The sequence below is a fragment of the Herbaspirillum lusitanum genome (genome assembly GCF_046025995.1).
GTDB classification, from domain to species: domain Bacteria; phylum Pseudomonadota; class Gammaproteobacteria; order Burkholderiales; family Burkholderiaceae_D; genus Herbaspirillum; species Herbaspirillum lusitanum_A.
The window spans coordinates 44,367-69,551 of record NZ_JAQQFM010000003.1; the positions used below are offsets into that span (position 1 = coordinate 44,367).

General features: G+C 62.7%; 24 protein-coding genes. 17 read left to right on the forward strand and 7 right to left on the reverse strand.

Annotated elements, in window-relative coordinates; all coding sequences use genetic code 11:
- Positions 1-28 precede the first annotated feature (28 nt).
- The 8 genes from PQR62_RS06080 to PQR62_RS06115 all read left to right on the forward strand — a co-directional run bounded on the left by PQR62_RS06080 (position 29) and on the right by PQR62_RS06115 (position 8,471).
- Entirely contained in the window at positions 29-1,246 is a 1,218-nt protein-coding gene (locus PQR62_RS06080) for an amidase (protein ID WP_408155837.1), read from the forward strand.
- Positions 1,233-1,778 carry an ureidoglycolate lyase gene (locus PQR62_RS06085; RefSeq protein ID WP_408155839.1) on the forward strand — a complete coding sequence of 182 codons (546 nt, stop codon included), beginning with the start codon at positions 1,233-1,235 and terminating at the stop codon, positions 1,776-1,778. The genes PQR62_RS06080 and PQR62_RS06085 overlap by 14 nt, the downstream gene beginning before the upstream one ends.
- A 231-nt stretch (positions 1,779-2,009) precedes the next feature.
- Positions 2,010-2,882, forward strand: coding sequence for an EamA family transporter RarD (rarD, locus tag PQR62_RS06090; RefSeq protein WP_408155841.1), 873 nt, complete (start codon positions 2,010-2,012; stop codon positions 2,880-2,882).
- 106 nt (positions 2,883-2,988) lie between these two features.
- Positions 2,989-4,656 carry an energy-dependent translational throttle protein EttA gene (gene ettA / locus PQR62_RS06095; RefSeq protein WP_408155843.1) on the forward strand — a complete coding sequence of 556 codons (1,668 nt, stop codon included), beginning with the start codon at positions 2,989-2,991 and terminating at the stop codon, positions 4,654-4,656.
- Between the two features lie 275 nt (positions 4,657-4,931).
- The gene (locus tag PQR62_RS06100) at positions 4,932-5,183 is read left to right on the forward strand and encodes a hypothetical protein (RefSeq protein ID WP_408156840.1); all 252 of its coding nucleotides are present in this window, start codon (positions 4,932-4,934) and stop codon (positions 5,181-5,183) included.
- A 231-nt stretch (positions 5,184-5,414) separates the two neighbouring features.
- On the forward strand, positions 5,415-6,332 hold the full coding sequence (gene panS, locus PQR62_RS06105; protein WP_408155845.1) for a ketopantoate/pantoate/pantothenate transporter PanS: 918 nt from the start codon (positions 5,415-5,417) through the stop codon (positions 6,330-6,332).
- A gap of 274 nt (positions 6,333-6,606) precedes the next feature.
- Positions 6,607-7,812: a branched-chain amino acid ABC transporter substrate-binding protein gene (locus PQR62_RS06110; protein ID WP_408155847.1), complete on the forward strand. Its 1,206-nt coding sequence runs from the start codon at positions 6,607-6,609 to the stop codon at positions 7,810-7,812.
- Positions 7,813-7,883: 71 nt separating this feature from the next.
- On the forward strand, positions 7,884-8,471 hold the full coding sequence (locus PQR62_RS06115; RefSeq protein WP_408155849.1) for a putative pterin-binding protein: 588 nt from the start codon (positions 7,884-7,886) through the stop codon (positions 8,469-8,471).
- A gap of 49 nt (positions 8,472-8,520) precedes the next feature.
- Here PQR62_RS06115 and PQR62_RS06120 read toward each other — a convergent pair whose 3' ends face one another.
- Positions 8,521-10,155 carry an acyl-CoA synthetase gene (locus tag PQR62_RS06120; RefSeq protein WP_408155851.1) on the reverse strand — a complete coding sequence of 545 codons (1,635 nt, stop codon included), beginning with the start codon at positions 10,153-10,155 and terminating at the stop codon, positions 8,521-8,523.
- A gap of 199 nt (positions 10,156-10,354) precedes the next feature.
- Here PQR62_RS06120 and PQR62_RS06125 point away from each other — a divergent pair, with 199 nt between their 5' ends.
- The 3 genes from PQR62_RS06125 to hisC all read left to right on the forward strand — a co-directional run bounded on the left by PQR62_RS06125 (position 10,355) and on the right by hisC (position 13,138).
- Positions 10,355-11,038, forward strand: a complete 684-nt coding sequence (locus PQR62_RS06125) for a Crp/Fnr family transcriptional regulator (protein ID WP_408155853.1) — start codon at positions 10,355-10,357, stop codon at positions 11,036-11,038.
- A gap of 206 nt (positions 11,039-11,244) precedes the next feature.
- On the forward strand, positions 11,245-11,928 hold the full coding sequence (locus tag PQR62_RS06130; protein ID WP_408155855.1) for a hypothetical protein: 684 nt from the start codon (positions 11,245-11,247) through the stop codon (positions 11,926-11,928).
- A gap of 133 nt (positions 11,929-12,061) precedes the next feature.
- The gene (gene hisC, locus PQR62_RS06135; protein WP_408155857.1) at positions 12,062-13,138 is read left to right on the forward strand and encodes a histidinol-phosphate transaminase; all 1,077 of its coding nucleotides are present in this window, start codon (positions 12,062-12,064) and stop codon (positions 13,136-13,138) included.
- A gap of 76 nt (positions 13,139-13,214) precedes the next feature.
- Here hisC and PQR62_RS06140 read toward each other — a convergent pair whose 3' ends face one another.
- Both PQR62_RS06140 and PQR62_RS06145 read right to left on the reverse strand, forming a co-directional pair.
- The gene (locus PQR62_RS06140; protein ID WP_408155859.1) at positions 13,215-14,429 is read right to left on the reverse strand and encodes a YbfB/YjiJ family MFS transporter; all 1,215 of its coding nucleotides are present in this window, start codon (positions 14,427-14,429) and stop codon (positions 13,215-13,217) included.
- A 119-nt stretch (positions 14,430-14,548) separates the two neighbouring features.
- Positions 14,549-15,211: an HD-GYP domain-containing protein gene (locus tag PQR62_RS06145; RefSeq protein ID WP_408155861.1), complete on the reverse strand. Its 663-nt coding sequence runs from the start codon at positions 15,209-15,211 to the stop codon at positions 14,549-14,551.
- A gap of 319 nt (positions 15,212-15,530) precedes the next feature.
- Between PQR62_RS06145 and PQR62_RS06150 the strand changes: the two genes are divergently transcribed.
- The 3 genes from PQR62_RS06150 to PQR62_RS06160 all read left to right on the forward strand — a co-directional run bounded on the left by PQR62_RS06150 (position 15,531) and on the right by PQR62_RS06160 (position 18,437).
- Positions 15,531-16,691, forward strand: coding sequence for an MFS transporter (locus PQR62_RS06150; protein ID WP_408155863.1), 1,161 nt, complete (start codon positions 15,531-15,533; stop codon positions 16,689-16,691).
- A 108-nt stretch (positions 16,692-16,799) separates the two neighbouring features.
- The gene (locus tag PQR62_RS06155; protein WP_408155865.1) at positions 16,800-17,666 is read left to right on the forward strand and encodes a DUF4377 domain-containing protein; all 867 of its coding nucleotides are present in this window, start codon (positions 16,800-16,802) and stop codon (positions 17,664-17,666) included.
- Positions 17,667-17,741: 75 nt separating this feature from the next.
- On the forward strand, positions 17,742-18,437 hold the full coding sequence (locus tag PQR62_RS06160; protein ID WP_408155867.1) for an alpha/beta fold hydrolase: 696 nt from the start codon (positions 17,742-17,744) through the stop codon (positions 18,435-18,437).
- Between the two features lie 202 nt (positions 18,438-18,639).
- Here the strand turns inward: PQR62_RS06160 and PQR62_RS06165 are convergent, their stop codons facing one another.
- Both PQR62_RS06165 and PQR62_RS06170 read right to left on the reverse strand, forming a co-directional pair.
- Positions 18,640-18,924 (reverse strand): hypothetical protein, encoded by a 285-nt coding sequence (locus tag PQR62_RS06165; protein WP_408155869.1) that lies wholly within the window; start codon positions 18,922-18,924, stop codon positions 18,640-18,642.
- 443 nt (positions 18,925-19,367) lie between these two features.
- Positions 19,368-20,339: an NAD(P)H-dependent flavin oxidoreductase gene (locus PQR62_RS06170; protein ID WP_408155871.1), complete on the reverse strand. Its 972-nt coding sequence runs from the start codon at positions 20,337-20,339 to the stop codon at positions 19,368-19,370.
- 209 nt (positions 20,340-20,548) lie between these two features.
- Here PQR62_RS06170 and PQR62_RS06175 point away from each other — a divergent pair, with 209 nt between their 5' ends.
- Positions 20,549-20,818, forward strand: a complete 270-nt coding sequence (locus PQR62_RS06175) for a hypothetical protein (RefSeq protein ID WP_408155873.1) — start codon at positions 20,549-20,551, stop codon at positions 20,816-20,818.
- A 200-nt stretch (positions 20,819-21,018) separates the two neighbouring features.
- Here PQR62_RS06175 and PQR62_RS06180 read toward each other — a convergent pair whose 3' ends face one another.
- Together PQR62_RS06180 and PQR62_RS06185 are read right to left on the reverse strand one after the other, a co-directional pair.
- On the reverse strand, positions 21,019-21,933 hold the full coding sequence (locus PQR62_RS06180; protein WP_408155875.1) for a hydroxymethylglutaryl-CoA lyase: 915 nt from the start codon (positions 21,931-21,933) through the stop codon (positions 21,019-21,021).
- A 115-nt stretch (positions 21,934-22,048) separates the two neighbouring features.
- Positions 22,049-22,594, reverse strand: a complete 546-nt coding sequence (locus PQR62_RS06185) for a YbaK/EbsC family protein (RefSeq protein WP_408155877.1) — start codon at positions 22,592-22,594, stop codon at positions 22,049-22,051.
- Between the two features lie 212 nt (positions 22,595-22,806).
- Here PQR62_RS06185 and PQR62_RS06190 point away from each other — a divergent pair, with 212 nt between their 5' ends.
- Entirely contained in the window at positions 22,807-24,174 is a 1,368-nt protein-coding gene (locus PQR62_RS06190; protein WP_408155879.1) for an NTP/NDP exchange transporter, read from the forward strand.
- Positions 24,175-24,291: 117 nt separating this feature from the next.
- On the forward strand, positions 24,292-25,170 hold the full coding sequence (locus PQR62_RS06195) for an aldo/keto reductase (RefSeq protein WP_408156842.1): 879 nt from the start codon (positions 24,292-24,294) through the stop codon (positions 25,168-25,170).
- Positions 25,171-25,185 lie beyond the last annotated feature (15 nt).

Genomic DNA, 25,185 nt, shown 5'->3' on the forward strand with positions numbered 1-25,185 from the left:
GATTCACGCTTTCATGAAAGCATTGTCCATGTCTCCCACGTCCGCTACGTCCACTACGGCCATTGATGCCAGCGTCGCCCGTTGTTTCATTCCCTATCCGGCTGCCGAGGTGGCGCATGCCGCCAGCGGCCCTCTGTCCGGACTGAGGCTGGCGGTCAAGGACATCTACGACGTCGCCGGCTATCCCACCGGCTGCGGCAATCCGCACATGCTGGCGCTGTCCGGAATCAAGCAGACCTCGGCCGATCCGGTGGAAAAGCTGCTGGCCGCCGGCGCCGGTTTTGCCGGCAAGGTCTGCACCGATGAACTGGCGTTTTCCATGAACGGCAAGAACGCGCACTTCGGCACGCCGCGCAACGGCGGCGCGCCGGACCGTATTCCCGGCGGTTCCAGTTCCGGTTCGGCCTCGGCGGTCTCCAACGGTCTGGCCGACATCGCGCTGGGCACCGACACCGGCGGTTCTGTGCGTGCGCCGGCCAGCCATTGCGGCCTGATCGGCCTGCGTCCCACGCATGCGCGCATCAGCCTCAAGGGCACCATGGATCTGGCCGCGACCTTCGACACCTGCGGCTGGTTCGCGCGCGACATGGACAGCTTTACCCGCGTCGGCAATGTACTGCTGGGCGAAGACAGCGGCAACCTGCCCGATACGCCGCGCGTGATGGTTGCCGCCGACGTGCTGGCTTTGCTGGAGCCGCGCGTGCAGGCGGTGTTTTCACAAACGCTGGAACGCCTCGATCACGTCATCGGCACACCCTTGCCGGTCAAGACCGCCACGCCATCCTTCGATGCCTTGTACTGGGCGTTTCGCCACATTCAGGGCTACCAGGCCTGGCAGGAGCATGGCGCGCGCATCCGCCGCCACGATTTCCAGCTGGGGCCGGGCGTGGCCGAGCGCTTCGAATGGTCGAGCACCATCACTGCACAGCAGATGGAAGAGCATTCCGCGGTGCGCGCGCGTTTTCGCGACAGCTTCGGCCAGTTGCTGGGCCACGACGGCGTGGTGCTGATGCCGACCGTGCCGGACATCGCGCCGCTGCTGACCGACTCCGAACAGTCGCTGGAAAACTATCGCAATCAGGCGATACGCATGCTGTGCCTGTCCGGGCTGTCGGGCTTCCCGCAAATCTCCTTGCCGCTGATGCGGCTGGACGACGCGCCCTTCGGTTTTTCCATCATCGGCCCGCATGGCAGCGACCAGGCGCTGATCCGCTTTGCCACAAGGCTGATGCATGAGCGCGCCTGATCAGGTTTCCGCTTCTGCCCCCGCTTCTGCCCCCGTTGCGCAGCGCATTGCGGCGCAGGCGCTGACGGCAGATAAGGTCGCCTCCTTCGGCCATCTGATCGCGCCGGGCGCCGGCAGCCGCGACATCAACGCCGGCACCACCCGTCGCTACGATGACGTCGCCGGTCTCGATGTGGAAGAGGGCGGTGGCCGCGCCTGCGTCGCCATCTTTCAGACCGATGCCGGCACCCATCGCGCACCCTACCGGCTCAGCATGTTCGAGCGTCATCGCATCGGCAGCCAGAGTTTCGTGCCCATGGGCGGCAGCCGTTGTCTGGCGATTGTCGCCGGCATCGGGGACGTGCCGGATGAGGATGCCATTCAGGCCTTCATCATCGAACCCGGCCAGGGCCTGACCTTGCGCCGCGATGTCTGGCATCACCCGCTGATCACCATCGGCGCCGCCGATATTCTGGTGATCGAACGTATCGCCGCGCAGGTCGACTGCGAGCTGATGCGCATACGCGGCAGTTTTGAGGTGGTGCTGGGCTGAGAAAATGTGCTGCGCTGAATATGCACGCGCATCGGTTTCCGCGCAGCGTGTGATCGTTCCTTTGTGAATGGCCCGCGTCATTCGCGGAGCGGCTCTGCCGAAGAATGCGAATCCTGCAATAATGACGCTCCTGTCCAACGCCTGTCGGCAATAGCCGGCAGTGCCGAATCAGCGCCGGCAAGATCAGCAGCCCAGAGACAGCTCCTCCGATTACAAGAATTCTGACGCCTCATGTTTTACGCCATTTCGTGCTTCCTGCTGTGGGGGCTGTTCCCGCTTTACTTCAAGCTGCTGCAACAGATTTCCTCTTTCGATATCGTGGTGCACCGGCTGTTCTGGTCTTTCGTGTTTCTCGCCATCGTGCTGCTGTGGCGCAAGCAATGGGCGTGGCTGGGGCAGGTGGCAAAGCAGCCGCGCGTGCTGCTGGGATTTCTGCTCAGCGCCTTTCTGCTGTCGGGCAACTGGCTGCTGTACATCTGGGCGGTCAACACCGGCCGCATCGTCGAAGCCAGCCTCGGCTATTTCATGAGTCCGCTGATCAGCGTGCTGCTGGGCTATCTGATCCTGCACGAACGCATGCGCCCGCTGCAGTGGCTGGCGGTGGCGCTGGCGCTCGCGTCGGTGACCTGGCTCACCTTCGCCAGCGGCAGCCTGCCGTGGATCGCGCTGGTGATCGCCTGCACCTTCGGCATTTATGGCCTGCTGCGCAAGACCGCGCGGCTGGGCGCGCTGGAAGGACTGTCGCTGGAAACCCTGATGATGCTGCCGGTGGTGCTGATCATTCTCGGCATCGATACTTATCGCGGCGCCAACAGTTTCACTTCGGCCTCGTTCGGCGTCCAGGTGCTGCTGGCGCTGTCCGGCCCGGTGACGGCGGTGCCGCTGCTGCTGTTCGCGCAGGCGGCGCGCCGTATCCCTTTGTCCTTGTTGGGATTGTTGCAATATATTTCGCCCACCATGCAGCTGCTCACCGGTGTGCTGCTCTACGACGAAGCCTTCGCCGGCAACCGCGCCATCGGTTTTAGCGTGATCTGGCTCGCACTCGCTGTATACTCGCTGGAAGGTTTGTGGCGTTTCTGGCGCACGCGCGCCGAAGCGGTCTGAATTTCCGGTCGCACCCGAACGCATCGCAGACAACACGGAGACCGCCGGGCCTGATTGCCCGCGCCTGCTCTCTTACCTCTTTTTATTCTTACTGGCTTCGTAAAACATGGCTCAATACGTATTTACTATGAACCGCGTCGGCAAGATCGTGCCGCCCAAGCGGCAGATCCTGAAGGACATTTCGCTGTCCTTCTTCCCCGGCGCCAAGATCGGCGTGCTCGGCCTGAACGGCTCGGGCAAATCGACGCTGCTGAAAATCATGGCCGGCATCGACAAGGAAATCGAAGGCGAAGCAACGCCGGCGCCTAACCTGAACATCGGCTATCTGCCGCAGGAACCGCAGCTCGATCCGGAAAAGAACGTGCGCCAGGAAGTCGAAAGCGCGCTCGGTGAAGTGTTCGAAGCGCAAGCCAAGCTCGACGCCGTGTATGCCGCCTATGCCGAAGAAGACGCCGACTTCGATGCGCTCGCCACCGAGCAGGCGCGCCTGGAAGCGATCATCTCCGCCTCCGACGGCAACAGCCTGAACCAGCAACTGGAAATGGCGGCCGACGCGCTGCGCCTGCCGCCGTGGGACGCCAGGATCGGCGTGCTGTCGGGCGGTGAAAAGCGCCGCGTGGCGCTGTGCAAACTGTTGCTGTCCAAGCCCGACATGCTGCTGCTCGACGAACCGACCAATCACCTGGACGCCGAATCGGTGGACTGGCTGGAACAGTTTCTGCTGCGCTTCCCGGGCACCGTGGTGGCCATCACCCACGATCGCTACTTCCTCGACAACGCCGCCGAATGGATCCTGGAACTGGACCGCGGCCACGGCATTCCGTGGAAGGGCAATTACTCGTCCTGGCTGGAACAGAAGGAAGCGCGTCTGAAGCAGGAAGAAGCGACCGAATCTGCGCGTCAGAAGACCATCGCCAAGGAACTGGAATGGGTGCGCCAGAACCCCAAGGGCCGTCAGGCCAAGAGCAAGGCGCGTCTGTCGCGCTTCAACGAGCTCTCCGAACACGAATACCAGAAGCGCAACGAGACCTCGGAAATCTTCATTCCGGTGGCCGAGCGCCTGGGCAATGAGGTCATCGAGTTCAAGGGCGTCTCCAAGGGTTACGGCGACCGTCTGCTGATCGACAATCTCAATTTCAAGATTCCGGCCGGCGCCATCGTCGGTATCATCGGCCCCAACGGCGCCGGTAAATCGACCTTGTTCCGCATGCTGGCGGGCCGTGAACAGCCGGACAGCGGCGAGCTGGTGCTCGGCCCTACCGTCAAGGTTTCGCTGGTCGATCAGTCGCGCGAGGATCTGGAAAACAAGAAGACCGTGTTTGAAGACGTTGCCGGCGGCGCCGATATTCTGACGGTGGGTCGTTTTGAAATGCCGTCGCGCGCCTATCTGGGGCGCTTCAACTTCAAGGGCGGCGATCAGCAAAAGATCGTCGGCAACCTGTCCGGCGGCGAACGCGGCCGTCTGCATCTGGCCAAGACCCTGCTGCAAGGCGGCAACGTCCTGCTGCTGGATGAACCGTCCAATGACCTTGACGTGGAAACCCTGCGCGCGCTGGAAGACGCCTTGCTGGAGTTCGCCGGCACCGTGCTCGTCATCAGCCACGATCGCTGGTTCCTGGATCGTATCGCGACCCACATCATCGCCTTCGAAGGCGATTCGCAAGTTTCCTTCTTCGACGGTAATTATCAGGAATACGAAGCCGACAAGAAGAAGCGCCTCGGCGAAGAAGGCGCCAAGCCCAAGCGCATCCGCTACAAGCCGGTCACGCGCTGAGCTTGCGGGAGCAGGAAAAACCGGCCGCAGTACGGCCGGTTTTTTTTCGTCTGTGCGTTGCATGCGCCAGCGGGCACACAGCTCACTTTCGACGGCCGGTGTAAAGATATGTTGGGATGCATGACGCTGCGCCGTACGCTCGCTAACATCGCCCTGAGCCGCAGCATCGGGTACGAGCGCAATGGAAATTCAGGGGGCAGCAGGGCATGCAAAGCAGACAACAGAAAAGCGGCATCCGATCAGAACGGAAGCCATGCCACATCTATTCCTTGCTGATGTTGCTAGCGCTCAGCGCCTGCGGCTCCAGCAGCGAAGTGATGCAGCTCGACAAGGACACCTACATGGTCAACGCCAGTTCACGCTGGCGCACCAACGACGGCGTCACCGCGTCCGGCATCCTGCAGGCCGATGCCTATTGCAAGACCCAGGGCAAGCGCATGCGCATGACCGGCGGCGATACCTCGGAGGGCGTGATCGGCTTGCTGCCGCCCAAGACCACCATCATGTTCAAGTGCGAGACGCGCTGATTTCCCTCAGCATTCAGCCGCTTTCAGCAGCGGGGCAAGACGGGTTTGTCCGCCGCAAGCCAGCACCGGCGCGCCTGCCGGCAACAGCGGTGTCGGCAGAAAAACGCCGGGGCAGGTAGAATCTCGCCCCTGCGCATCCAAAAGAAGCGCACTCATGACATCCACGAGCGCGACCCGCCGAGTCACCATAATCATTATTAATCAACTCATTCGCCTCTTAGCGCCTCTATCATGCTCGCAAGAATCACCCGCCTTTTCCCCATGTGGGCGCTGCTGCTTTCGGTAGCCGCCTATTTTTCACCGACCACTTTCACACCGATCGGCAAGTACGTCACGATGCTGCTGACGCTGATCATGCTGACCATGGGCGTGACGCTCACGGTGGAAGACTTCAAGCGCATTTTCCGTCGTCCGGCGCCGGTTGCCGCCGGCATCATCCTGCATTATCTGGTCATGCCGCTGGCTGCCTGGGTCATCGCCAAGCTGCTGCGCATGCCGCCCGATCTGACCGCCGGCATGGTGCTGGTCGGTAGCGTCGCCAGCGGTACTGCGTCCAACGTCATGATTTATCTGTCGCGCGGCGACGTCGCGCTGTCGGTCACCATTTCCACGCTGTCGGCGCTGGTGAGCGTGTTCGCCACACCGCTGCTGACCGAACTGTATGTCGATGCCTCGATTCACTTCGACGCCCACGCCATGCTGATGAGCATCGTGCAGATCGTGGTGGTGCCCATCGTGGTCGGCCTGATTTTGAACATCTTCGCCGGCAATTTCATTCGCCGCATCGAGCCTTATCTGTCGCTGGTGTCGATGGTCGCGATTCTGCTGATCATCGCGGCGGTGGTGGGCGGTAGCCAGGCCAGCATCGCATCGGTCGGTCTGGTGGTGCTGGTCGGCGTCATCCTGCACAACGGTCTGGGTTTGCTGGGCGGTTACTGGGGCGGTCGGCTGCTCGGTTTCGACGAAGCCATCTGCCGCACGCTGGCGATCGAAGTCGGCATGCAGAATTCCGGTCTGGCGGCAGCGCTGGGCAAGATGTACTTCACACCGCTGGCAGCCTTGCCGGGTGCGCTGTTCTCGGTCTGGCACAACCTCTCGGGTTCGCTGCTGGCCGGCTACTGGCGCGGCCGTCCGCCTGCGGACAAGTAATACGCGCAAGTTCCGCCGGAGATTCCGGCGGCATGAAAAAAGCGGAGCCTGTGTGCTCCGCTTTTTTCATGCCGGGTGTGAGAGCGGGCAAGGCATCGCTTGGTGCCGGCAGCAAATATGCACTTCACGGATTTATTGTTTAAGCGTCTCCAAATGTTGCCATTTGGCTATTTTTATCGTTTTTCCGGTATGGTATTCCGATCGCGGCGCATGTGATGTGCGCCCAGGGTCAACCAGAGGGCGGCAGGCGCCGCCATGTTGTGACGGAGTGAACATGTTCCGCAATTTCTTTGCCATCGCAGCACTGGCGGCATTATCGCCGGCGCTGCCATGTGTTGCTGCCGGGCCGTCCAGCGCGGCGGCAGCATCTACGGCATCCAGCTCATCCACGGCGGTCGCCGGCGGCGGCGAGGTGCGCACCGTGCTGATCGGCTATTCAGGCGCGCTCAGCGGGGTGTCGGAAACCTTCGGCAAGAGTGTCGCCAACGCCGCTGAAATGGCGCTCAGCGATGCCAACCGCCAAAACATCCGGATTGCCGGCCAGCGTGTGTTCTTTCGCCTGCTGCGCCAGGACGACCGCAACGACATCGGCACCGCCGAGAAGGTCGCCGCCACGCTGATCCACAGCGGCGTCGTCGGCGTGATCGGCACCACCAATTCCGGCACTGCACAGCAGGCCGCCAGGTTGTATGGCGAGGCCGGCATTTCCATGATCACGCCGGCGGCCAGCGCCGCCTATCTGAGCCGGCTCGGGCAGCGCGGTTTCTTCCGCATGATAGGCGACGATGATCAGGCCAGTGCGCTGCTGGCCGACTATGCGGTGGGCCGGATGCATCTGCGCCGCATCGCGGTGGTCGATAACGGCTCGGTGTTCGGGGTGGCGCTGGCCCATCGTTTTGCGCAGGATGTGCAGACGGCCGGCGCAGTGCTCAGCGCGCGGGAAAGCATCAGCCTTAGCAGCGACATGGGCGAACTGGTGGCGCGGCTCAAGGCCAGTCAGGCCGAGGCGGTGTTCTTCGGCGGCAACTCGGCGCAGGGCGTGCAAATGGCGCAGTGGCTGTATCGCGAGGGCAGCGGCATGCGCCTGCTGATCAGTTCCACCGGCGCCGCCGGCGCACATTTTCTGATTGCCGCGCGCGCGGCGGCAAATGGCGTGGTGGCGCTGGAAGCCGGACTGCCGCCGGCGCGCTTGCCGGGCTGGAAGAAGTTTGAGGAAGACTACACGCAGCGCTTCGACCTCAACTTGCACGGCCTCACCGCCTTCTCGTATGATGCGGCACAAGTGCTGATTGCCGCCATCCGCCAGGCCAATACGCTGGATCCGAAAAAGATCAGTGAAATCCTGCATGAGATCAGCTACAAGGGATTGACCGGGACGGTGGCCTTCGACGCCAACGGTAATCCACGGCATCCGGTATTCACCATCTACGAGGCGCGCAGCAGCAAGTGGGTGCCGGTCAAAATCTACACGGAACCTTGAGTGGCCGCCGCTGAAGGGCGCTGCGCATCCGGCCTGCGATCAGAAAATCAAAAGAACAGAAAAGGGAACAGATGAACAAGCGCGATTTCCTCAATGCAGCGGGGGCTTCCGCCACGCTGCTGGCAAGCGGCGTCGCCGATGCCGCGCCTCGCAAGAGCAATGCGGCCGGCCCCGGTTTGCTGACCGTCACCGGCGCGATTTCTTCCCCCAATCGCGGCGCGCTCAATCACTCGCTGGATCAGATGATGCACAAGCAGCATCTGGAATTCGACAAGGCGCGCGTGTTCGATTTTGCCGCGCTGACGGCGCTGCCCGCGGTGAGCATTCATCCCACGCTGGAGTACGACGGCAAGCAGCACGTCTTGCGCGGCCCGCTGTTGCTCGATGTGATGCAGGCGGCGGGCGCCGACCGCAAGGCGGCAAACTTTCTGCTGCGCGCCATCGACGGCTATGCGGTGCTGGCGCCGCGCGCCGACATCGAGCGCTATCGCTTCATCATCGCCACGCATATGGATGGCCAGCCGCTGGCGCTGGGCGGGCTGGGGCCGCTATGGGCGGTGTATGAAGCCGACCGCTACGCCGACATGCGCGACAAGCCGCTGACCGCGCGCTTCGGTCTCTGCCCCTGGGGGCTGTATCACATCGCGGTCAGCGTCTGAATATGGCCGGCTTGCATGGCGTTGAAATCCGCACTCGCAGTTGCGGATTTCAGACGTCAATCGCGCTGTCCGACTTCATCCGTTTGCGTAATTCAAACTTCTGGATCTTGCCGGTGGAAGTCTTGGGCAGCGGCCCGAAATACACCGCCTTCGGCACCTTGTAGCCGGCCAGCAGCGTCTTGCAGAAGGCGATCAGTTCTTCCGCGCTGACGCTGGCGCCGTCCTTCAGTTCGACAAAGGCGCAGGGCGTCTCGCCCCACTTTTCATCCGGTTGCGCCACCACCGCTGCGGCCAGCACGGCAGCGTGGCGGTACAGCGCATCTTCCACTTCCACGCTGGAAATATTCTCGCCGCCGGAGATGATGATGTCCTTGCTGCGGTCCTTGATCTTGATGTAGCCGTCGGCGCTCATCACGCCCAGATCGCCGGTGTGGAACCAGCCGCCCGCGAAAGCCTGCGCCGTCGCCTCGGGATTTTTCAGATAGCCTTTCATGCAGATGTTCCCGCGGAACATGATCTCGCCGATCTGTTCGCCATCGCGCGCGACTGCTTCCATGCTGTCCGGATCGCGCACCGTCACCGCGCTTTGCAGGTGATAGCGCACGCCCTGGCGCGATTTGAGTACCGCGCGCTGGTCGGTCGACAGCTGCGCCCAGTCGTCCTGCTCGGCGCACACTGCAGCCGGACCGTAGACTTCGGTGAGGCCGTAGACGTGCGCCAGTTCGAACTGCATTTCTTCCATGCGCGCCAGCACTGCCGCCGGCGGTGGCGCGCCCGCCACCATGCCGCGCACCGGGCCGCGTATGCCTGCACGCCAGCTTTCCGGCGCATTGGCCAGCGCGCCGTGCACGATGGGCGCGGCGCAATAATGGCTGACGCCGTGTTCGCGGATCAGGTCGAACACCAGCTTGGGATCGAATTTGCGCAGGCAGACATTGACCCCGGCGCGCGCCGCCACGGTCCATGGAAAACACCAGCCGTTGCAGTGGAACATGGGCAGCGTCCACAGATACACGGGATGCTTGGCCATGTCCCATTCGAGGATGTTGGAGATCGCATTGAGCGCAGCGCCGCGATGGTGATACACCACGCCTTTGGGATCGCCGGTGGTGCCCGACGTGTAGTTGAGCGCAATCGCATCCCATTCGTCGGGCGGTACTTGCCAGGCGAAGTCTTCATCGCCGCCGGCCAGCAAGGCTTCGTATTCCAGATCGCCGAAATCGTCTTCCTGCGGGCCGAGTACGTCATGCACCTCCACCACTTTCAGCTGCGGTAGCTCAGACTTGAGTTGCCGCGCCAGCGCTGCGAATTCGCTGTCGATCAGCAGCACCCGCGCTTCGCCATGTTTCAGCATGAAGCTCAGCGAGGCAAGGTCGAGCCGGATGTTGAGCGCATTGAGCACCGCGCCCGCCATCGGCACGCCGAAGTGGGCCTCGACCATCGCCGGCGTATTGGGCAGCATGGCGGCGACGGTGTCGTTCTTGCCTATGCCCAGCTGCTGCAACGCGCTGGCCAGACGGCGCGTGCGGCGATAAGTCTGGTCCCAGTTCTGGCGCAGCGTGCCGTGCGCGATGGCGGGTTTGTGGCCATACACTTCGGCGGCGCGGGCGATGAAATCGAGCGGCGTGATGGCGGCGAAATTGGCGGCATTGCGGCCAAGGCCGGTGTCGAAATCAGTGGGCATGAAGGTCTCCTTGCTGTTTTTTTAAGTACCGAATCAGTTGCTTGCGTGGCGTTGTGTCCGGCAACGTCCGGCCAGTATCGCCTGCGGTCGGGATTGAGCTTAGCACTGTTTGCGGCCTTGCTTTGTCGCCTCGACGACAGGGCCGCGTGCGACAATCCGGGCATTCTCTTTTCCGTGTCCGGCAACGCCGGCCTGATCCATGAGCGGCATCGCGCAACAATTATCCACCCATGACTGGTACGCCGCTCTGGCGCCGCAGCACCAGCAACTGGTGGCGGCAACCACGCATCTGGCGCGCTTCGCAGCCGACTCGTTTATCGCACGGCGCGGTGAGGCGTCCGAATACTGGATCGGTGTGCAGGAGGGGCTGATCAAGCTCGCGGTCTACAGTCTGGACGGCCGCAGCAGCACCTTGTCGGGCGTTCCCGAAGGCGGCTGGTGCGGCGAGGGCAGCGTGATCAAGCGCGAGCTGCGGCGCTATGACGTGATCGCCTTGCGCGCCTCGCACATCATGCAGGTGCCGGCCCATACCTTTCATCAGTTGATGGCCGAAAGTCTGCCCTTCAACTCCTTCGTGATCCGTCAGCTCAACGAGCGCATGGGCCAGTTCATCGCCACCGTGCAGAATGACCGGCTGCTGGAAGCCGATGCCCGCGTGGCGCAGGCGATTGCACAATTGTTTCATCCCATGCTGTATCCGCGCACGTCGCCCGTGCTGGAGTTGTCGCAGGAAGAAATCGGCCTGCTGACCGGTCTTTCGCGTCAGCGCGTGAATCAGGCCATGGGGCGGCTGGCCGAGTTGCAGCTGGTCACGCTGTCCTATCAGACCATCCGCGTGCTGGATCTGGAAGGCTTGCGCCGTTTCGGTATCGCCGGGCTGTAGCACCGTTCAGGCGAATATCGCCGGCGGCGTTTTGTGTGACGGTTCAAAACACGCAGCGTCGCCACGGCGACAAACCTGGCGCCGAAAATCGCCTATCATTGCTGCTCGCCCTGCCGGTGGTGCAATTATCCGCAGTCATCCGCAGTCATTCTGAGTTTTGCGAGCAAGCCGCCGCCATATCGCCCAGTTTCCAAACCAAAGTTCGCATGACCATCGTCACTCATCACACTTTGCATCTGACCGGATTGCGTTTCGTCCGCGCCGCCCGGGTGCGCCTGTGGAAGGGCGAGGCAGTCCTGCGCAGCGGCGGCGTGACGGTGCCTCTCAAGGCAGGCGAGAGTTTTGCAGTGCCGGCTTTCATCCGGTTCTCGTGCCAGACCCTGAGCGCCGGGCGGCCGGCAATGTGGTCGCTGGCGCTGGAATCCGGCAGCGATGCGATGCAGGCCGTCAGCGATTGCAGCAAGCCCTGGAGCCGCGATCTGGCGCAGCTGATTTTTGCCGAGCCCGCTTTGCAATGGACCGCCGCGCACGTGGCCGAGCACTGGCAGATCCCCACGCAGAAGGTGAGGGCGCGTCTGTTTGCCGAGGGCGAATCGCTGCGCAGCCTGTTGCGTGAGCAACGCGTGGCGCACGCCTTCTATCGTCTGGCGTGCATTGATGCCGGCGACAGCGAGCCGGTATTGCATGCCGCATCGCATTCAGAAGAAGCGCAGCACGTGGCCTCCGGATTTGTTTCTGCTGCAGCGCTGGCCGATGCCTGTCTCGATACCATCGGCCTGCCGCCGGACATTCTGCAACGTGCGATTTCCTTGTGGCCGGCCGCGCCATCGCCGCCGCCGTCAGCTCCGCACAGCGAGCGCAGCTCGCCGCGTTACCGCCTGTATTTCTGAGCGCAGTGAGCCGCGACCCCGGCTGAGCGTGGCATGCCTCTGGGCAATTTTTCACGCCGGGCGCGGGGCTCAGGCCGCAAGTTTGTTACCATCTGCCTCTATTAATTTTTCGTCCTTTAGCAGATCGATCCTCATGAGCAAGTTCTGGAGCCCCATTGTCAGCCGTCTGACGCCTTATACACCGGGCGAGCAACCCAAGATCGCCAATCTGGTCAAGCTCAACACCAATGAAAATCCCTACGGCCCGTCGCCGCGCGCGGTGGAAGCGATCCGTCGTGAAATCGGCGATTCGCTGCGCCTGTATCCCAACCCGGATGCCGAGCCCCTGAAGATCGCCATCGCCAAGCGCCACGAACTGCAAGGCATCACCACGCGTGAAGTATTCGTGGGCAACGGTTCCGATGAAGTGCTGGCACATGCGTTTCAGGCCTTGCTCAAGCACGGCGCGCCGATTCTGTTCCCCGACATCACCTACAGCTTTTATCCGACCTACGCCGGCCTCTACGAAGTCGACTACAAGGCGACTCCGCTGGCGGACGATTTCACCATTCGCGCCGACGACTATCTCGGCCATGGCGAGGCCATCGGCGGCATCATCTTCCCGAATCCGAATGCACCGACCGGCTGCCTGATGCCGCTGGCCGGGATCGAACGCATCCTGCAAGGCAACCCGGGCCGGGTGGTGATTGTCGATGAAGCCTATATCGATTTCGGCGGCGAGACTGCGATCCCGCTGGTGGCGCGCTACCCCAATCTGCTGGTGGTGCAGACTTTGTCGAAGTCGCGCTCGCTGGCCGGGCTGCGCGTCGGTTTTGCGGTCGGTCATGCCGATCTGATCGATGCGCTGGAGCGGGTCAAGAACAGTTTCAACTCCTATCCGCTGGATAGGCCGGCAATTGCCGGCGCGACGGCGGCGATTGAAGACGAAGCCTATTTCCTGCGCACCTGCCAGGCGGTCATCACCAGCCGCGAAAAACTGGTGGCGCAATTGAGCGAGCTGGGTTTCGAGGTGCTGCCATCGGCCGCCAACTTCGTGTTCGCGCGCCATGCGCAGCACGACGCGGCCAAGCTGGCCGCCGGTCTGCGCGCCGACGGCATCATCGTGCGCCATTTCAGCCATGCCCGCATCAACCAGTTCCTGCGTATCACCATCGGCACCGATGTGGCCTGCCAGACGCTGGTGGATGCCTTGAAGAAGCAGTTGGCCTGATCGCTGCAGCATTCAGCAAAAAGAAAAAGCGGCCGATGGCCGCTTTTTTCATTCCTGCGTTTGATCTCGGTGTGCACTATTTCTGTAGCGGCTTCTGGCGCCAGGCCAGCGCCGCGCCGACCAGCAAGGCCAGTGCCGAAAACATCAGACCGCGTTGCAAGCCGCCGGCGCTGTCGGCGATCCAGCCGACGATGGTGGGACCGACGATCTGGCCTGCCGCAAACACGATGGTGAAGGCGCTGATGCCGGCCGGCCAGCTGACCGGCGGCAGATTGTGACGCACCAGCGCCGTGGTGGAGGCCACAGCCGACAGGAACACCGCACCGAACATCAGACCCGATACGAAGATCGCAGCGGTTGCCGACGTCAGCGCCGGCAGCAGCGTGGCGATACTGAGCAAGGCATTCAGAATCGCCAGTGATTGTCCGCCGCGATAGCGATCCAGCATGCCGGCCCACAGGCGCGAAGACGCCACCGTCGCCAGACCCAGCAAGGTGAAGAACAGCGAGATGCGTTCAGGCGGCATACCTTGTTCTTTCAGCAGCGCGATCACAAAAGTCATGTAGCCGATGTAACCTAGGCCAAACATGAAATAGCCGCTCAGGCCGAAGCCCAGGCTGGTGAAACTCAGCTTGCCGGCCGCTGTGCTGTGGATCGGCGCCGAGGGAATGTGACGTGCCGGCAGCGCCATGATGATGCTGGCGATCAGCGCCAGCACACCCAGCAGCAGCCAGGCCCATTGCCATGGATGCGCTGCGCCGTGGGCGGCGGCGCTGCTCATGGTGGCGGGCACCAGCAACGAAGCGGCGGCAATGCCGAAGCCGGTGCCGCCGTAATACAGGCCGATCAGCAGACCGGCGCGCGACGTGTGGAGCGCCGCCAGCCGGCTGATCAGCAAGCCGCCGGCAACGAAGATGAAGGCGCTGGTGATGCCGGTCAGCACGCGCAGGCCGAGTTGCGCCGGGGTGTCGGTAACGAATGCCGGCACCAGCGTCAGCAGGCTGGTGGCGAAGGCGCCGCCGATCAGCACACGATGGGCGGCAAAGCGCCGCATCAGCGCCGGCGTGACCAGCGCGCCGAGCAGATAGCCGAGCGCGTTGCCGGTGTTCATGCCGCCGGCGATGAGATAAGGCCAGCCGAGGTCGGCGCGCATCGGCGCCAGCAGCAGCGCGTAGGAAAAGCGTGCGACGCCGAGTGCGACGGCGGTGCCCAGCGATAAGGCCAGCGCAGTCAGCAGCGGATGACGCAGCACGAAGGCATGCGGGTGTGGAGTAGCAGGTGCGGCGCTCATGGAGGCGTGTCTCGGATTTGATTTTATGTTTTCTTCACGCCCGGCCGGGAGCGATTCTGAGTGCGGCTGGATGCGTCTTGACCGGCGGCGAAAGTAAATCTGCCGCCAGTGTAGCGGATTCAGACCGGATCGTTTTCCACCGCGCGCACGCAGGCGTCCACCACCACCGGATCCAGTCTTTGTCCGCTCTGGCGCCGGATTTCGGCCAGTGCCGCCGGCATGCCCAGCGAACGGCGGTAGGGCCGGTCTTCGGACATCGACTCGACGATATCGGCCACGGTCAGAATGCGCGACTCCAGCGGAATCTGATCGGCCTTGATGCCGCGCGGATAGCCGCTGCCGTCCAGATATTCGTGATGGCAGTAAACGAACTCGGCCAGCGGAAACGGAAAATCGATGTGCTTCAGAATGTCGTAGCCGACCTGTACATGGGTCTTGATGATGGTGAACTCGGCATCGGTCAGACGGCCGGGCTTGTTGAGCAGCTTGAGCGGAATATCGGCCTTGCCGATGTCATGCACCTGGGCCGCCATGTTGATCTGCATGATGCGTTGCGCATCGAGCTGCAGTTCGCGCGCGATGCGCACCGAGAGCAGTGCAGTGCGGTCTTCATGGCCTGGCGTATAACCGTCGGTCAGGCGATGCATGGCGATCAGTGCATCGACGATTTGCTGATAAATGAGATTCCCGGGGCTGGCCGGGTTGACGCGACTTGCGGGATTCGCAGGATTCGCGCAGCGGGTGCTGCTGACGGGACGGGAATGTATATCGGGGTCTGGCATTCTGGTTTCCTGCAATGCGCCGCGGTCTGATATTGCCGTTGATGGCAAGCGCCGCGTGGCGCTGCTCCTGCAAAGACGTCGGTCGGAGCCGCCCTGTCTGTTGCCGGAGGATGAACAATGGTTGAATAAGTTGCCCACGCATCTGCGGTCGTTTGCAAGATGCGTGCTGTTGCGCGCGGCTGTCGTCTGCGGGCATGCCAATCATCTGCATGGGGTGCTTCGGTCCAGCCAATTTCCGGCGACTGTTGCCGGATCAGGGATAATAACGCTTGCACGGCGGCAATGCACAGCCGCCGAAGTTTACCTTCCTCCCGATTTGATGACAACCGAACTCCCGCTTTCTCCCGCGCTTTCCTCTATGGTTTTACGCTTGCGGAAGATTGCCATTCCCCTGTTCTTCCTGTTGCTGGGCGTGATTTACGCCAGCTGGGCTTCGCGCATTCCGGCGATCCGCGATGCGCTGCATCTGGATGCCGCCACGCTCAGCGTGGTGCTGCTGTGCGGCGGCGTCGGCGCGGTCGGCTCCTTCCCGCTGGCCGCCTGGCTCACCGGCCATTACGGTGCGCGACATGCGACGCTGTATGCCGGCTGGGTCTTGCTGCTGTCGCTGCCGGCGCTGGCTCTGGCGCCGACCATGCTGTTGCTGATGCTGGCCAGCGTGATCTACGGCGCGGCCTCCAGCTGCTTCGACGTCGCCATTAACGCGCTCGGCGCGCAGGCGGAAAAAGACGCCGGCCGTCCCATCATGTCGATGCTGCATGCCTGGTTCTGCGTCGGCACCTTCAGCGGCGCCTTGCTGGGCAGCGTGTTTGCCGGCGCCGAGATCGCGCCGCTGTGGCATTTCTTGCTGATGTCGTGCGTGTTTCTGTTGCCGATGCTGCTGGCCTATCGCGTGCTGCCGGACGACAAGCCTGAATACGATCCGCACCGCAAACTGTTTGCAATTCCGCACGGCCATCTGGTGGTGCTGGGCGTGATCGGTTTTTGCGGCGCGATTGTGGAAGGTTCGATTGCCGACTGGAGCGGCTTGTACATGAAGGATCACATTCACGCCGGCGACGGCGGCGCGCCGCTGGGCTATGCCGCATTCGCCGGCATGATGCTGCTGATGCGGCTGGTTGGCGACCGCTTGAAAGAGCAGTACGGCGCGCGCAAGGTGGTGGCCAGCGGCACGCTGCTGGCGGCGGTGGGCGTGTTCATTGCGGTGGCCTCGACCTCCATGATCCCGGCGATTCTCGGTTTTGCGCTGGCCGGCGCCGGCGTGGCGGCGGTGTTCCCGTTCGTCTTCAGCGCCGCCGGACGGCATGGTTCGACCGCGCTGGCGGCAGTCGCCACGCTGGGTTACAGCGGCAGCCTGATCGGTCCGCCGGCAGTCGGCTTTCTGGCGCATGGCTGGGGTTTGCCGGCGGCGCTGGCCTTCGTCGGCGTGCTGTGCGGCGCGATTGCACTGGCCGCGACGCGCGCCAAATGGCTGGAGTGAATCGCCTCTTGCGGCCGTCCGGCGGCGATATCGGAAAATTTCGACGGAACGTGTATTTCCCCGTGTCGGTCTGACACGCTCCTCAACCCCCCAGATGAAAGGATCGTCATGTTCGCTTCCAGCCTCAAGCTTGTCGGCGGCATCTTCCTGATGGCCGCACTGAGCGCCTGCGCCGGCAGCGGCGATGCACCCAAAGACGGCGTCGCCGGCGTCAATGCCGCCGCCGCATCGTCGATGCCCGACATGAGCCTCACCGCCGGCGCGCTGACCGGCACCGACTGGGAGCTGGTGCAATGGCCGGGTCATGCGCTTCCGTCCAGCGGCGCCGAGCCGGTGGTGCTCAATTTCAGCCAGAACGGCCGCGCCTCCATGGTGAGCGGGCGCGCCGGCTGTAATCGCTTCTCGGCATCCTATACGTTGAGCGCACAGGATCAGATCAGCTTCGGCAGCCCGGCCTCGACCCGCATGGCCTGTGCCTCGCAATTGATGCAGTTCGAATCCAGCTTTCTGAAGTTGCTGGCTGCGGTCTCGCGCATACAAGTGCAGGCCGGCGGCATGCAGATGTTCGCCGCAGACGGTCAGGTGCTGAGCTATCGCCCGCGTGCGAATGCGGCGGCCGATGTGAGCAAGCCGGTGGGCCCGGCGACTGAAGTCACTGCCGCCGCCAGCCCGGCGACCGCTGCTGCCGACGCTGCACCGGCAACAACGCAGGATCTGTACGTCGCGCCCTTACGCGCCAAGTGCATGGGTATCGCGCCCATGCAATGCCTGCAGGTGCGGCAAGATCCGCAGGGGCCGTGGCAGCTGTGGTATTCGCCTATCGAGGGTTTTGAGTTCAAGACCGGCACTGCGTATCACATTCGCATCAACGGCTGGAAGATCGCCAATCCACCGGCCGATTCCAGTTCCATGCGCTGGAAGCTGGTGCAGATTCTGGAACAGCACCGCGCCGGCCCGCATCGCAAAAAGAAATAAAATGACGGCGGACGGCGTGCTGAAAACAAGATGCGCCGGCGCCGCTTAATGTCAACGCCAAGGGGAGAGTCAACTATGCGAGACCTGGTATTTCTGCCGGGCTTCATGCTCAATCAGCATCTGTGGGACGACATGCTGCCGGATCTGTCCACGCTGGGGCAGATCCATTTCGGCGATTTGTTTCAGGACATCGGCATCGACGCGATGGCCGACCGCGTGCTGAGCCAGGCGCCCGAAAAATTCATCCTGTTCGGATTTTCCATGGGCGGCTTCGTGGCGCAGGCGGTGGCCTTGAAGGCACCCGAGCGCGTGCTCGGTCTGGCCTTGCTCAACACCTCTTCGCGGCCGCAGACCGAGCAGGAGTCAAACGCCACCAAGGGCCAGTATCTGCTGGCGAAAGATGCGCCATTCAAGGGGCTGACTTCGCGCGCGCTGGCTTCCTCGCTGCATCCCGATCTGAGCAAGGATCAAGGAATGCTGGGCCGCTTGCAGGCGATGGCGCTGGAAAACGGCAAAGAGGTTTTTCTGCGCCAGTTGCAGACCCTGCGCGACAGCAATGCCGAGCAGCTGAATCAGGTGCGATGCCCGACGCTGATCGTGGCAAGTGCGCAGGATCGTCTGCGTTCGGTGCAGGAGTCGGAAGAAATGGCGCGCCAGATTGAGCAGGCGCGCTTTGAGGTAGTCGACGACTGCGGGCATATGACACCGATGGAAAAGCCGCAGGAACTGTATCGCCTGATCGCCGGCTGGATGGAAGAGTCAGGTCTGTAAAGCCTTGCGCCGATCACTTCCAGCCATAGCAAAAAGCGCCGTCATGCGGCGCTTTTTGCTTTCTGAAAATACCATTTCTGAAGGCGCTTCCACGGAGGAAAGTTGAATCGCGCCGGCAAATCAGCGGGTCAAACCGAGCTCGCCGACCATGCCGGTGCCTTGCGGTCGTCGGCCATGGAATGCTCCGCCATCTGCAAGCGCATCAGTCCGGATCCCCGCGCGTGCCGTCAGAGGTCTTTCCCGGTGCAGACGCCGACGGCTTGCCGGGCATCTTGTTGGCTTCGTCCTGACCGCCGGTGCCGCGCAGGTCAGTATCGACCTGGCCCTTGCGCAGATCGTCGTAGGCATGACGCATCTCGCGTCGCTCGACCGACTGGCCGTCCGGGGTGCTGCCGGGACTATCGAAGTTCTGATCCTGTTCGTGCGGCAGACGTGGCTTTTCGTGTTTAGGGTGACGGTCTTTTCTGGTTCTGAGAAAGCTGGTCATAAGGTCCTCGCATTTTTCCTCGTATTAAAAGTCCGGGACTTGTTCGTCAATGCCGGAACAAACCGGAAACCAAACCGCGACCACGTGGCCTTGCTGCCGTCGCGCACTGATCTCCCGCCTTTCGATCTTTGTCGAAACAAGCCGGTGAAAAAATACGACATGAATCTGAAGCAGAAGTGCCGACGGTTACAAAATGCGTGAAAACCGATGGGATTGTCCGACGGAGGATTCGGACACAGGAGGGAAAATGGGATTACCCGGGCGGGAAATGCTGCTTGCCGGTGCAAGGGACAAGCTTATGACCGCTTGCGATCAGATTGATTCCGGCGCTGCGTTCATCCGTTGAGCGGAGGGGGCGCCGACATGTTGAGGTCTTGAAGGATGCGCAGCCGGGCGGCGCATCCTCCGTGTCCCGGTTTAATTGAGGGCGCGGTGCGCGCCGATCACAGCGCCAGACGGCTGCGTGCCGCCAGGTACTCCGCTTCCAGCCGGTCCACCATGTCGGCCACGCCCGGCACGTCATTCATCAGGCCCACGCCCTGGCCGGCGCCCCAGATGTCGCGCCAGGCCTTGGCCTTGCTGCCGCCGCCTGAGCCGAAGTTCATGGCGCTCTTGTCGGCTTCCGGCAGATTGTCCGGATCCATGCCGGCATTGACGATGGACTTCTTCAGGTAATTGCCGTGCACGCCGGTGAACAGATTTGTATAAACGATATCGGCGGCGCTGGCTTCGACGATGGCCTGGCGATAGGCCTCGTCGACATTGGACTCCTTGGTCGCCAGCCAGCGCGAGCCGATATAGGCAAAATCGGCGCCCATGGCCTGCGCGGCCAGCACCGCGTCGCCGGTGGCGATGGCGCCGGACAGCGCGATCGGTCCCTTGAACATGCGGCGGATTTCGCCCACCAGCGCAAACGGCGACAGCGGACCGGCATGGCCGCCGGCGCCCGCCGCCACCAGGATCAGGCCGTCGACGCCGGCTTCCAGCGCCTTCTGCGCATGGCGGATCGAAATCACATCGTGCAGCACGATGCCGCCGTAGCTGTGGATGGCATCCAGCATTTCCTTGGGCGGCGCGCGCAGGCTGGAGATGATGATCGGCACCTGATGCCGCACGCAGACTTCAACGTCATGTGCGAGCCGGTCGTTGGACTGGTGCACGATCTGGTTCACTGCGATCGGGCCGACCTTGCGTTCAGGATGGGCCGCCTGCCATTCGGCCAGCTCGGCCTGCAATTGCGTGAGCCAGACATCCAGCTGCTCCGCCGGCCGCGCATTGAGCGCCGGAAACGCCCCCACCAGTCCCGCCTTGCATTGGGCGGCAACCAGCGCCGGACCGCTGGCGATGAACATCGGCGAACAGATCACCGGCAGGCGCAAATCTTGCAAGGCTTTGGGGAAAGATGACTGGGGCATGGTGGTCTCGTGGTTGGTCTAATAATTGTTTGGCTACCGGACTAAGGATTTGCCCGATAGCGGGTCTGATAATTCCGGGCTAAGTTCATGCACGAACTAGTAATTCGGCGATTATAGGACAAAATATTACGATCGTGCTTTTTGTCGCGAAAGCCACAGTTTTACTGGCTCCCAGTCAAATATTTTTAGGTCGTCAGTCCGGGCATGTTATGTTTTTTCCCTGGCTGCCGTTATTAATGACAAGTGCCGCGGCGGGTCAACGCGGCCTCCGGGCTTCAGGGCCCGGCATGTCTGACCCGTTTGATCAGCAAGGGGGAATCATGGAAGCATTCGATCTGGGATCTATCGCCGTCGTCTCTGCAATGGCAGCAGGCGTTCTGGTTACCGCGGTATTGCATTCGCGCCGCCTGAAAAAAATCGCCAATCCGGCGCGTGCGGCCAAGCGTTACGCCCGTTCGCTCGGCCGCAAGCATATCTGAAGCAGCATTGCACCTTTTTGAGCAGCCTGCCCGCGCCAGCCGCGGGCAGGCTGTGATTTTGTCTGCGCCATTAACATGCGCGCGGCAGTACAGGCTTGTTTGCAATCAGGCAAGCAGGTTCCGGCCGCCCATGCAGGCGCGGTCCGAAAACACTATAAAAAGATAAAGAAAAGTGCTGCAGCGGCCGGCTGGCCGCCAGCTCAGGCTGCCTGCTGACGTTTGGCCGCCAGCGCATTGCCGACCCGGCTGACCGATTTGCGGCCCAGATGCCGGGAAATGAATTGTCCGGCGTCCGACACCGCATCCAGATCGACGCCGGTTTCTATGCCCAGGCCCTTCATCATGTACAGCACGTCCTCGGTGGCAACGTTGCCGGTCGCCCCCTTGGCATAAGGGCAACCGCCCAGCCCCGCAACCGACGAGTGATAGATGCTGATGCCGACTTCCAGGCTGGCGTAGATGTTGGCCAGCGCCTGACCGTAGGTGTCGTGGAAATGGCCGGACAAGCCTTCGATATGGAATTCGCGGATCGCCGTTTCCATCACCGGCCGCACCTGATTGGCGGTGGCCACGCCGATGGTATCGGCAATATCGATCTCGTCGCAGCCCAGATCGCGCAGCCGGCGCACCACGTCGGCCACCGCCGACAGCGGGACTTCGCCCTGATACGGACAAGCGAAGGCGCAGCTCACCGCCGCGCGCAGACGCTTGCCGTGCTGTTTGGCGGCCTGCGCTACTTCACGGAAACGCTCTATCGATTCGGCGATGGAACAATTGATGTTCTTTTGCGAAAACGCTTCCGAGGCCGCGCCGAAGATCACGACTTCATCCACGCCGCATGCCAGCGCCGCCTCGAAGCCCTTCATGTTCGGCACCAGCGCCGAATACACCACGCCGGGTTTGCGCGTGATGCCCTGCATCACCTCGCTGCCCGTAGCCATTTGCGGCACCCATTTGGGCGAGACGAAAGAGGCCGCTTCGATATTCGGAAAGCCGGCCGCCGACAGCCGGTTGACCAGCTCGATCTTGACCTCGGCGGAAATGGTTTCCTTCTCGTTCTGCAAGCCGTCGCGCGGGCCGACTTCAACGATTTTGACTTTCTTTGGCAAGCTCATGTGGCTGTCTCCTCGGCTATTGTTCTAGGCCACGATGATACCAGCGGCGTCCGCCCTGCGCTGCGGCCGGAGGGTCGCCACGCGGGAGTGTAAGCTGAAGATCAGAGCGCAAGCTTCAGACTGCGACCGGCGGCTGATCCTGCCGGATGTCGGCCACGGCGGCGCCGGTCATGTCCTGCAATTGCTGCGCGGTCAGGTTGAACAAGGCATGCGGATGGCCGGCGGCGGCCCACACGCTTTCGTGCAGAAACAGATCCTGATCCAGCAGCATCACCGGCTTCACGATATGTCCTACCGGGCAAACGCCGCCGATGGCATAGCCGGTTTTCTCGCGCACGAATTTGGCGTCGGCCTTGCCGAGCGCGCCGACCTGCGCGGTCACCTTGGCTTCATCCACGCGATTGCTGCCGCTGGCCATCACCAGCACCGGCGCATCGTCGGACAGGCGACGGAAGATGATCGACTTGGCAATTTCCGCCACGCTGCAACCGAGGCCGGCAGCGGCTTCGGCGGCGCTGCGGCCGGTCGCCGGCAGCATCACCACCGGACGGTCATGCCCCATTTCGGCGAGCAGATCGGCCACGCGTTGGGCGGAAGAGGGAAGTGCTGCGGGGGTATCTTCGGAGGTGGCAGTCTGACTATTGGGGGACATGGAGGACATGGAGGATGTGAGATATGAGCGCAGTGAAATCTGAGGAAGTCTGGCGGCGCAGCCAATCGGCCGAGCCGCAGCAAAGAGCGACATGATAACAGTTGCATTTGCCCATGAAGGGCCGTGCCGACGGCCTGAGACTCAAGCTGCTATATTGCCCCTGATGTTTCATGAGTCCGGCCCGTAGCCAAGAGTTCATAGTTCATAGCGGGCAGCCGGCGATGCCTTGCCGGTCTGTCATCAGCATCGACCATTCATCCTCTTCATCTTTTCTGCCCATGCAACTGACGCGCCTGCGATCGGAAACATTCACGCTGCTGCAAAAGATGGTCGACGTCCAGCCCGGCGAGACGCCCGCCCTGCTATCGGGTTTCTGTTATTTCTTCACCTTGCTGTGCAGCTACTATCTGTTGCGGCCCTTGCGCGATGCCATGGGGCTGGTCGGCGGCGCCGATGAATTGCAATGGCTGTTCACGCTCACCTTCGTCGCCATGCTGTGCCTGGTGCCGGTGTTCGGCTGGCTGGTGCGGCGTCTGGCGCCGCGCAGTTTCGTGACCGTGGTGTACCGCTTCTTCGCCGCCAACATCCTGCTGTTCAGCCTGCTGATCGCACTCGGCGTACGCGAGCAGCATGTCGCGCGATTCTTCTTCGTCTGGGTCAGCGTCTACAACCTGTTTGTGGTCAGCATCTTCTGGAGTGTGCTGGCCGACCGCTTCACGCCGGCGCAGGGCAAACGCCTGTTCGGCTTCATCGCCGCCGGCGGCACCGCCGGCACCTTTGCCGGCCCGGCGCTGGCAGCCGGTCTGGCCGGCACGCTGGGGCCGGTGGCGCTCACGCTGGCGGCTGCCGTGCTGCTGGAGATCTCGCTGCTGTGCTGCCGGCGCCTGCTGCGCGGCGCGCACGCCGGCAGCGCCGATGGCGCCAGCCAGGCGGCAGGTACCAACTCAGGCATAGGCGGCAGCATCCTCGGCGGCGCCACGCTGATCCTGCGATCGCCTTATCTGATCGCCATCGTCTGCTACATGTTTCTGCACACGTCGGCGGCCACCTTTCTGTATTTCGAGCAGGGCCGCATCGTGGCCGAGAGCGTGATGGGCACTGCCGCCCGCACGCGCTTTTTCGCCCAGGTCGATCTGCTGGTGTCGGCGCTCACCTTGTTGCTGCAACTGTTCGTGACCGGCCGTCTGATGCGCCGTTTCGGCGTCACGCTGTTGCTGATGCTGTTGCCGCTGGCGGCGATCACGGCCTTCGGTCTGGTCGCGATGTGGCCTGGCCTGCTGGTGCTGGCCATCATGCAGGGCGTGCGCCGCGCCGCCGACTTTGCGCTGGCGCGGCCGGCGCGCGAAGTCTTGTTCACCGTGCTCACGCGCGAGGCCAAATACAAGGCCAAGAATTTCATCGATACCGTGGTCTATCGCGGCGGCGATGCCGTCAGCGGCTGGATCTCCGCCGGCTTCAGCAGTCTGGGCATGGGCTTCGCCGCTGTTGCCGCGATGATGTTGCCGTTCTCGCTGCTCTGGCTCTGGCTGGCGCGATGGCTGGGGCGTCAGCAGGAACAATCCGCAACACTCAATCAGCCGCAGGAGTAAATCATGAGCGATTCATCCGCCGCACATTCACGTGGTCAGGGTCTGCAGCACGATCTTCCATCAAATCCGCAGCGCGCCAGATTGCTGCGCGCGGCAGCGATTGCCGGCGTTGCCGGCATGGGCGGCATGTTGCCGGTCGCTGCCGCACTGGCGCAAAACACCAAGGAGGGCAGCATGCAAAAACGCGCGATTCCATCCACCGGCGAGATGCTGCCGGTCATCGGCTGCGGCACCTATGTCGGCTTCGACGTCACGCCCGGCAGCGAAGAATACAAGCGCCTGCCGGGCGTGATCCACACCTTGTTCGAGGCCGGCGGTTCTGTGCTCGACAGCTCGCCCATGTATGGCCGCGCGGAACAGAGCACCGGCGAATTGCTGGCCGGCGGCGGCGATGCCGGCAAAGCCTTTTTGGCCACCAAGGTGTGGACGCGCGGACGTCAGGCCGGCATCGAGCAGATGCAGCAATCCATGCGTCTGCTCAAGACCGAAAAGCTGGACCTGATGCAGATCCACAATCTGCTGGACTGGAAAATCCATCTCGCCACCCTGCGCGAATGGAAAGCCCGGGGCCGCATCCGCTACATAGGCGTGACGCATTACACCGCAAGCGCCTACCCCGAACTGGAAGCGGTGATGCGCGCCGAAAAGCTGGACTTCCTGCAGATCAATTATTCGATGGATGAGCGTGAAGCCGAAAAGCGCATCCTGCCGCTGGCGGCGGAAAAGGGTATTGCGGTGCTGATCAACCGGCCTTTCGGCGGCGGCGGCCTGCTCGGGCGTCTGCGCGGCAAACCGCTGCCGCCCTGGGCGGCCGAGATTGAGGCCGAAAGCTGGGCGCAGTTGCTGCTTAAATTCATCCTCAGCCAGCCGGCCGTGAACTGCGCCATTCCCGGTACGGCGCGTCCGGAACACATGCGGGACAATACCCGCGCCGGCCGTACCCTCATCCCGCCGCCGGCGTTCTGGCGTGAACCGGGGCACGCCATCGACGTCTGAACCCTGAACGTGCCT

What these genes read in the sequence shown, in the direction of transcription:
- PQR62_RS06180 (WP_408155875.1), bottom strand. Translation starts at nt 21,933, where the DNA reads ATGAGCTTGCCAAAGAAAGTCAAAATCGTTGAAGTCGGCCCGCGCGAC.
- PQR62_RS06140 (WP_408155859.1), bottom strand. Translation starts at nt 14,429, where the DNA reads ATGAGCGCCGCACCTGCTACTCCACACCCGCATGCCTTCGTGCTGCGT.
- PQR62_RS06190 (WP_408155879.1), top strand. Translation starts at nt 22,807, where the DNA reads ATGCCTTGCCGGTCTGTCATCAGCATCGACCATTCATCCTCTTCATCT.
- PQR62_RS06115 (WP_408155849.1), top strand. Translation starts at nt 7,884, where the DNA reads ATGAACAAGCGCGATTTCCTCAATGCAGCGGGGGCTTCCGCCACGCTG.
- PQR62_RS06155 (WP_408155865.1), top strand. Translation starts at nt 16,800, where the DNA reads ATGTTCGCTTCCAGCCTCAAGCTTGTCGGCGGCATCTTCCTGATGGCC.
- panS (WP_408155845.1), top strand. Translation starts at nt 5,415, where the DNA reads ATGCTCGCAAGAATCACCCGCCTTTTCCCCATGTGGGCGCTGCTGCTT.
- PQR62_RS06165 (WP_408155869.1), bottom strand. Translation starts at nt 18,924, where the DNA reads ATGACCAGCTTTCTCAGAACCAGAAAAGACCGTCACCCTAAACACGAA.
- PQR62_RS06080 (WP_408155837.1), top strand. Translation starts at nt 29, where the DNA reads ATGTCTCCCACGTCCGCTACGTCCACTACGGCCATTGATGCCAGCGTC.
- PQR62_RS06145 (WP_408155861.1), bottom strand. Translation starts at nt 15,211, where the DNA reads ATGCCAGACCCCGATATACATTCCCGTCCCGTCAGCAGCACCCGCTGC.
- ettA (WP_408155843.1), top strand. Translation starts at nt 2,989, where the DNA reads ATGGCTCAATACGTATTTACTATGAACCGCGTCGGCAAGATCGTGCCG.
- PQR62_RS06175 (WP_408155873.1), top strand. Translation starts at nt 20,549, where the DNA reads ATGTTTTTTCCCTGGCTGCCGTTATTAATGACAAGTGCCGCGGCGGGT.
- rarD (WP_408155841.1), top strand. Translation starts at nt 2,010, where the DNA reads ATGTTTTACGCCATTTCGTGCTTCCTGCTGTGGGGGCTGTTCCCGCTT.
- PQR62_RS06110 (WP_408155847.1), top strand. Translation starts at nt 6,607, where the DNA reads ATGTTCCGCAATTTCTTTGCCATCGCAGCACTGGCGGCATTATCGCCG.
- hisC (WP_408155857.1), top strand. Translation starts at nt 12,062, where the DNA reads ATGAGCAAGTTCTGGAGCCCCATTGTCAGCCGTCTGACGCCTTATACA.
- PQR62_RS06150 (WP_408155863.1), top strand. Translation starts at nt 15,531, where the DNA reads ATGACAACCGAACTCCCGCTTTCTCCCGCGCTTTCCTCTATGGTTTTA.
- PQR62_RS06160 (WP_408155867.1), top strand. Translation starts at nt 17,742, where the DNA reads ATGCGAGACCTGGTATTTCTGCCGGGCTTCATGCTCAATCAGCATCTG.
- PQR62_RS06195 (WP_408156842.1), top strand. Translation starts at nt 24,292, where the DNA reads ATGGGCGGCATGTTGCCGGTCGCTGCCGCACTGGCGCAAAACACCAAG.
- PQR62_RS06170 (WP_408155871.1), bottom strand. Translation starts at nt 20,339, where the DNA reads ATGCCCCAGTCATCTTTCCCCAAAGCCTTGCAAGATTTGCGCCTGCCG.
- PQR62_RS06130 (WP_408155855.1), top strand. Translation starts at nt 11,245, where the DNA reads ATGACCATCGTCACTCATCACACTTTGCATCTGACCGGATTGCGTTTC.
- PQR62_RS06100 (WP_408156840.1), top strand. Translation starts at nt 4,932, where the DNA reads ATGTTGCTAGCGCTCAGCGCCTGCGGCTCCAGCAGCGAAGTGATGCAG.
- PQR62_RS06185 (WP_408155877.1), bottom strand. Translation starts at nt 22,594, where the DNA reads ATGTCCTCCATGTCCCCCAATAGTCAGACTGCCACCTCCGAAGATACC.
- PQR62_RS06085 (WP_408155839.1), top strand. Translation starts at nt 1,233, where the DNA reads ATGAGCGCGCCTGATCAGGTTTCCGCTTCTGCCCCCGCTTCTGCCCCC.
- PQR62_RS06125 (WP_408155853.1), top strand. Translation starts at nt 10,355, where the DNA reads ATGAGCGGCATCGCGCAACAATTATCCACCCATGACTGGTACGCCGCT.
- PQR62_RS06120 (WP_408155851.1), bottom strand. Translation starts at nt 10,155, where the DNA reads ATGCCCACTGATTTCGACACCGGCCTTGGCCGCAATGCCGCCAATTTC.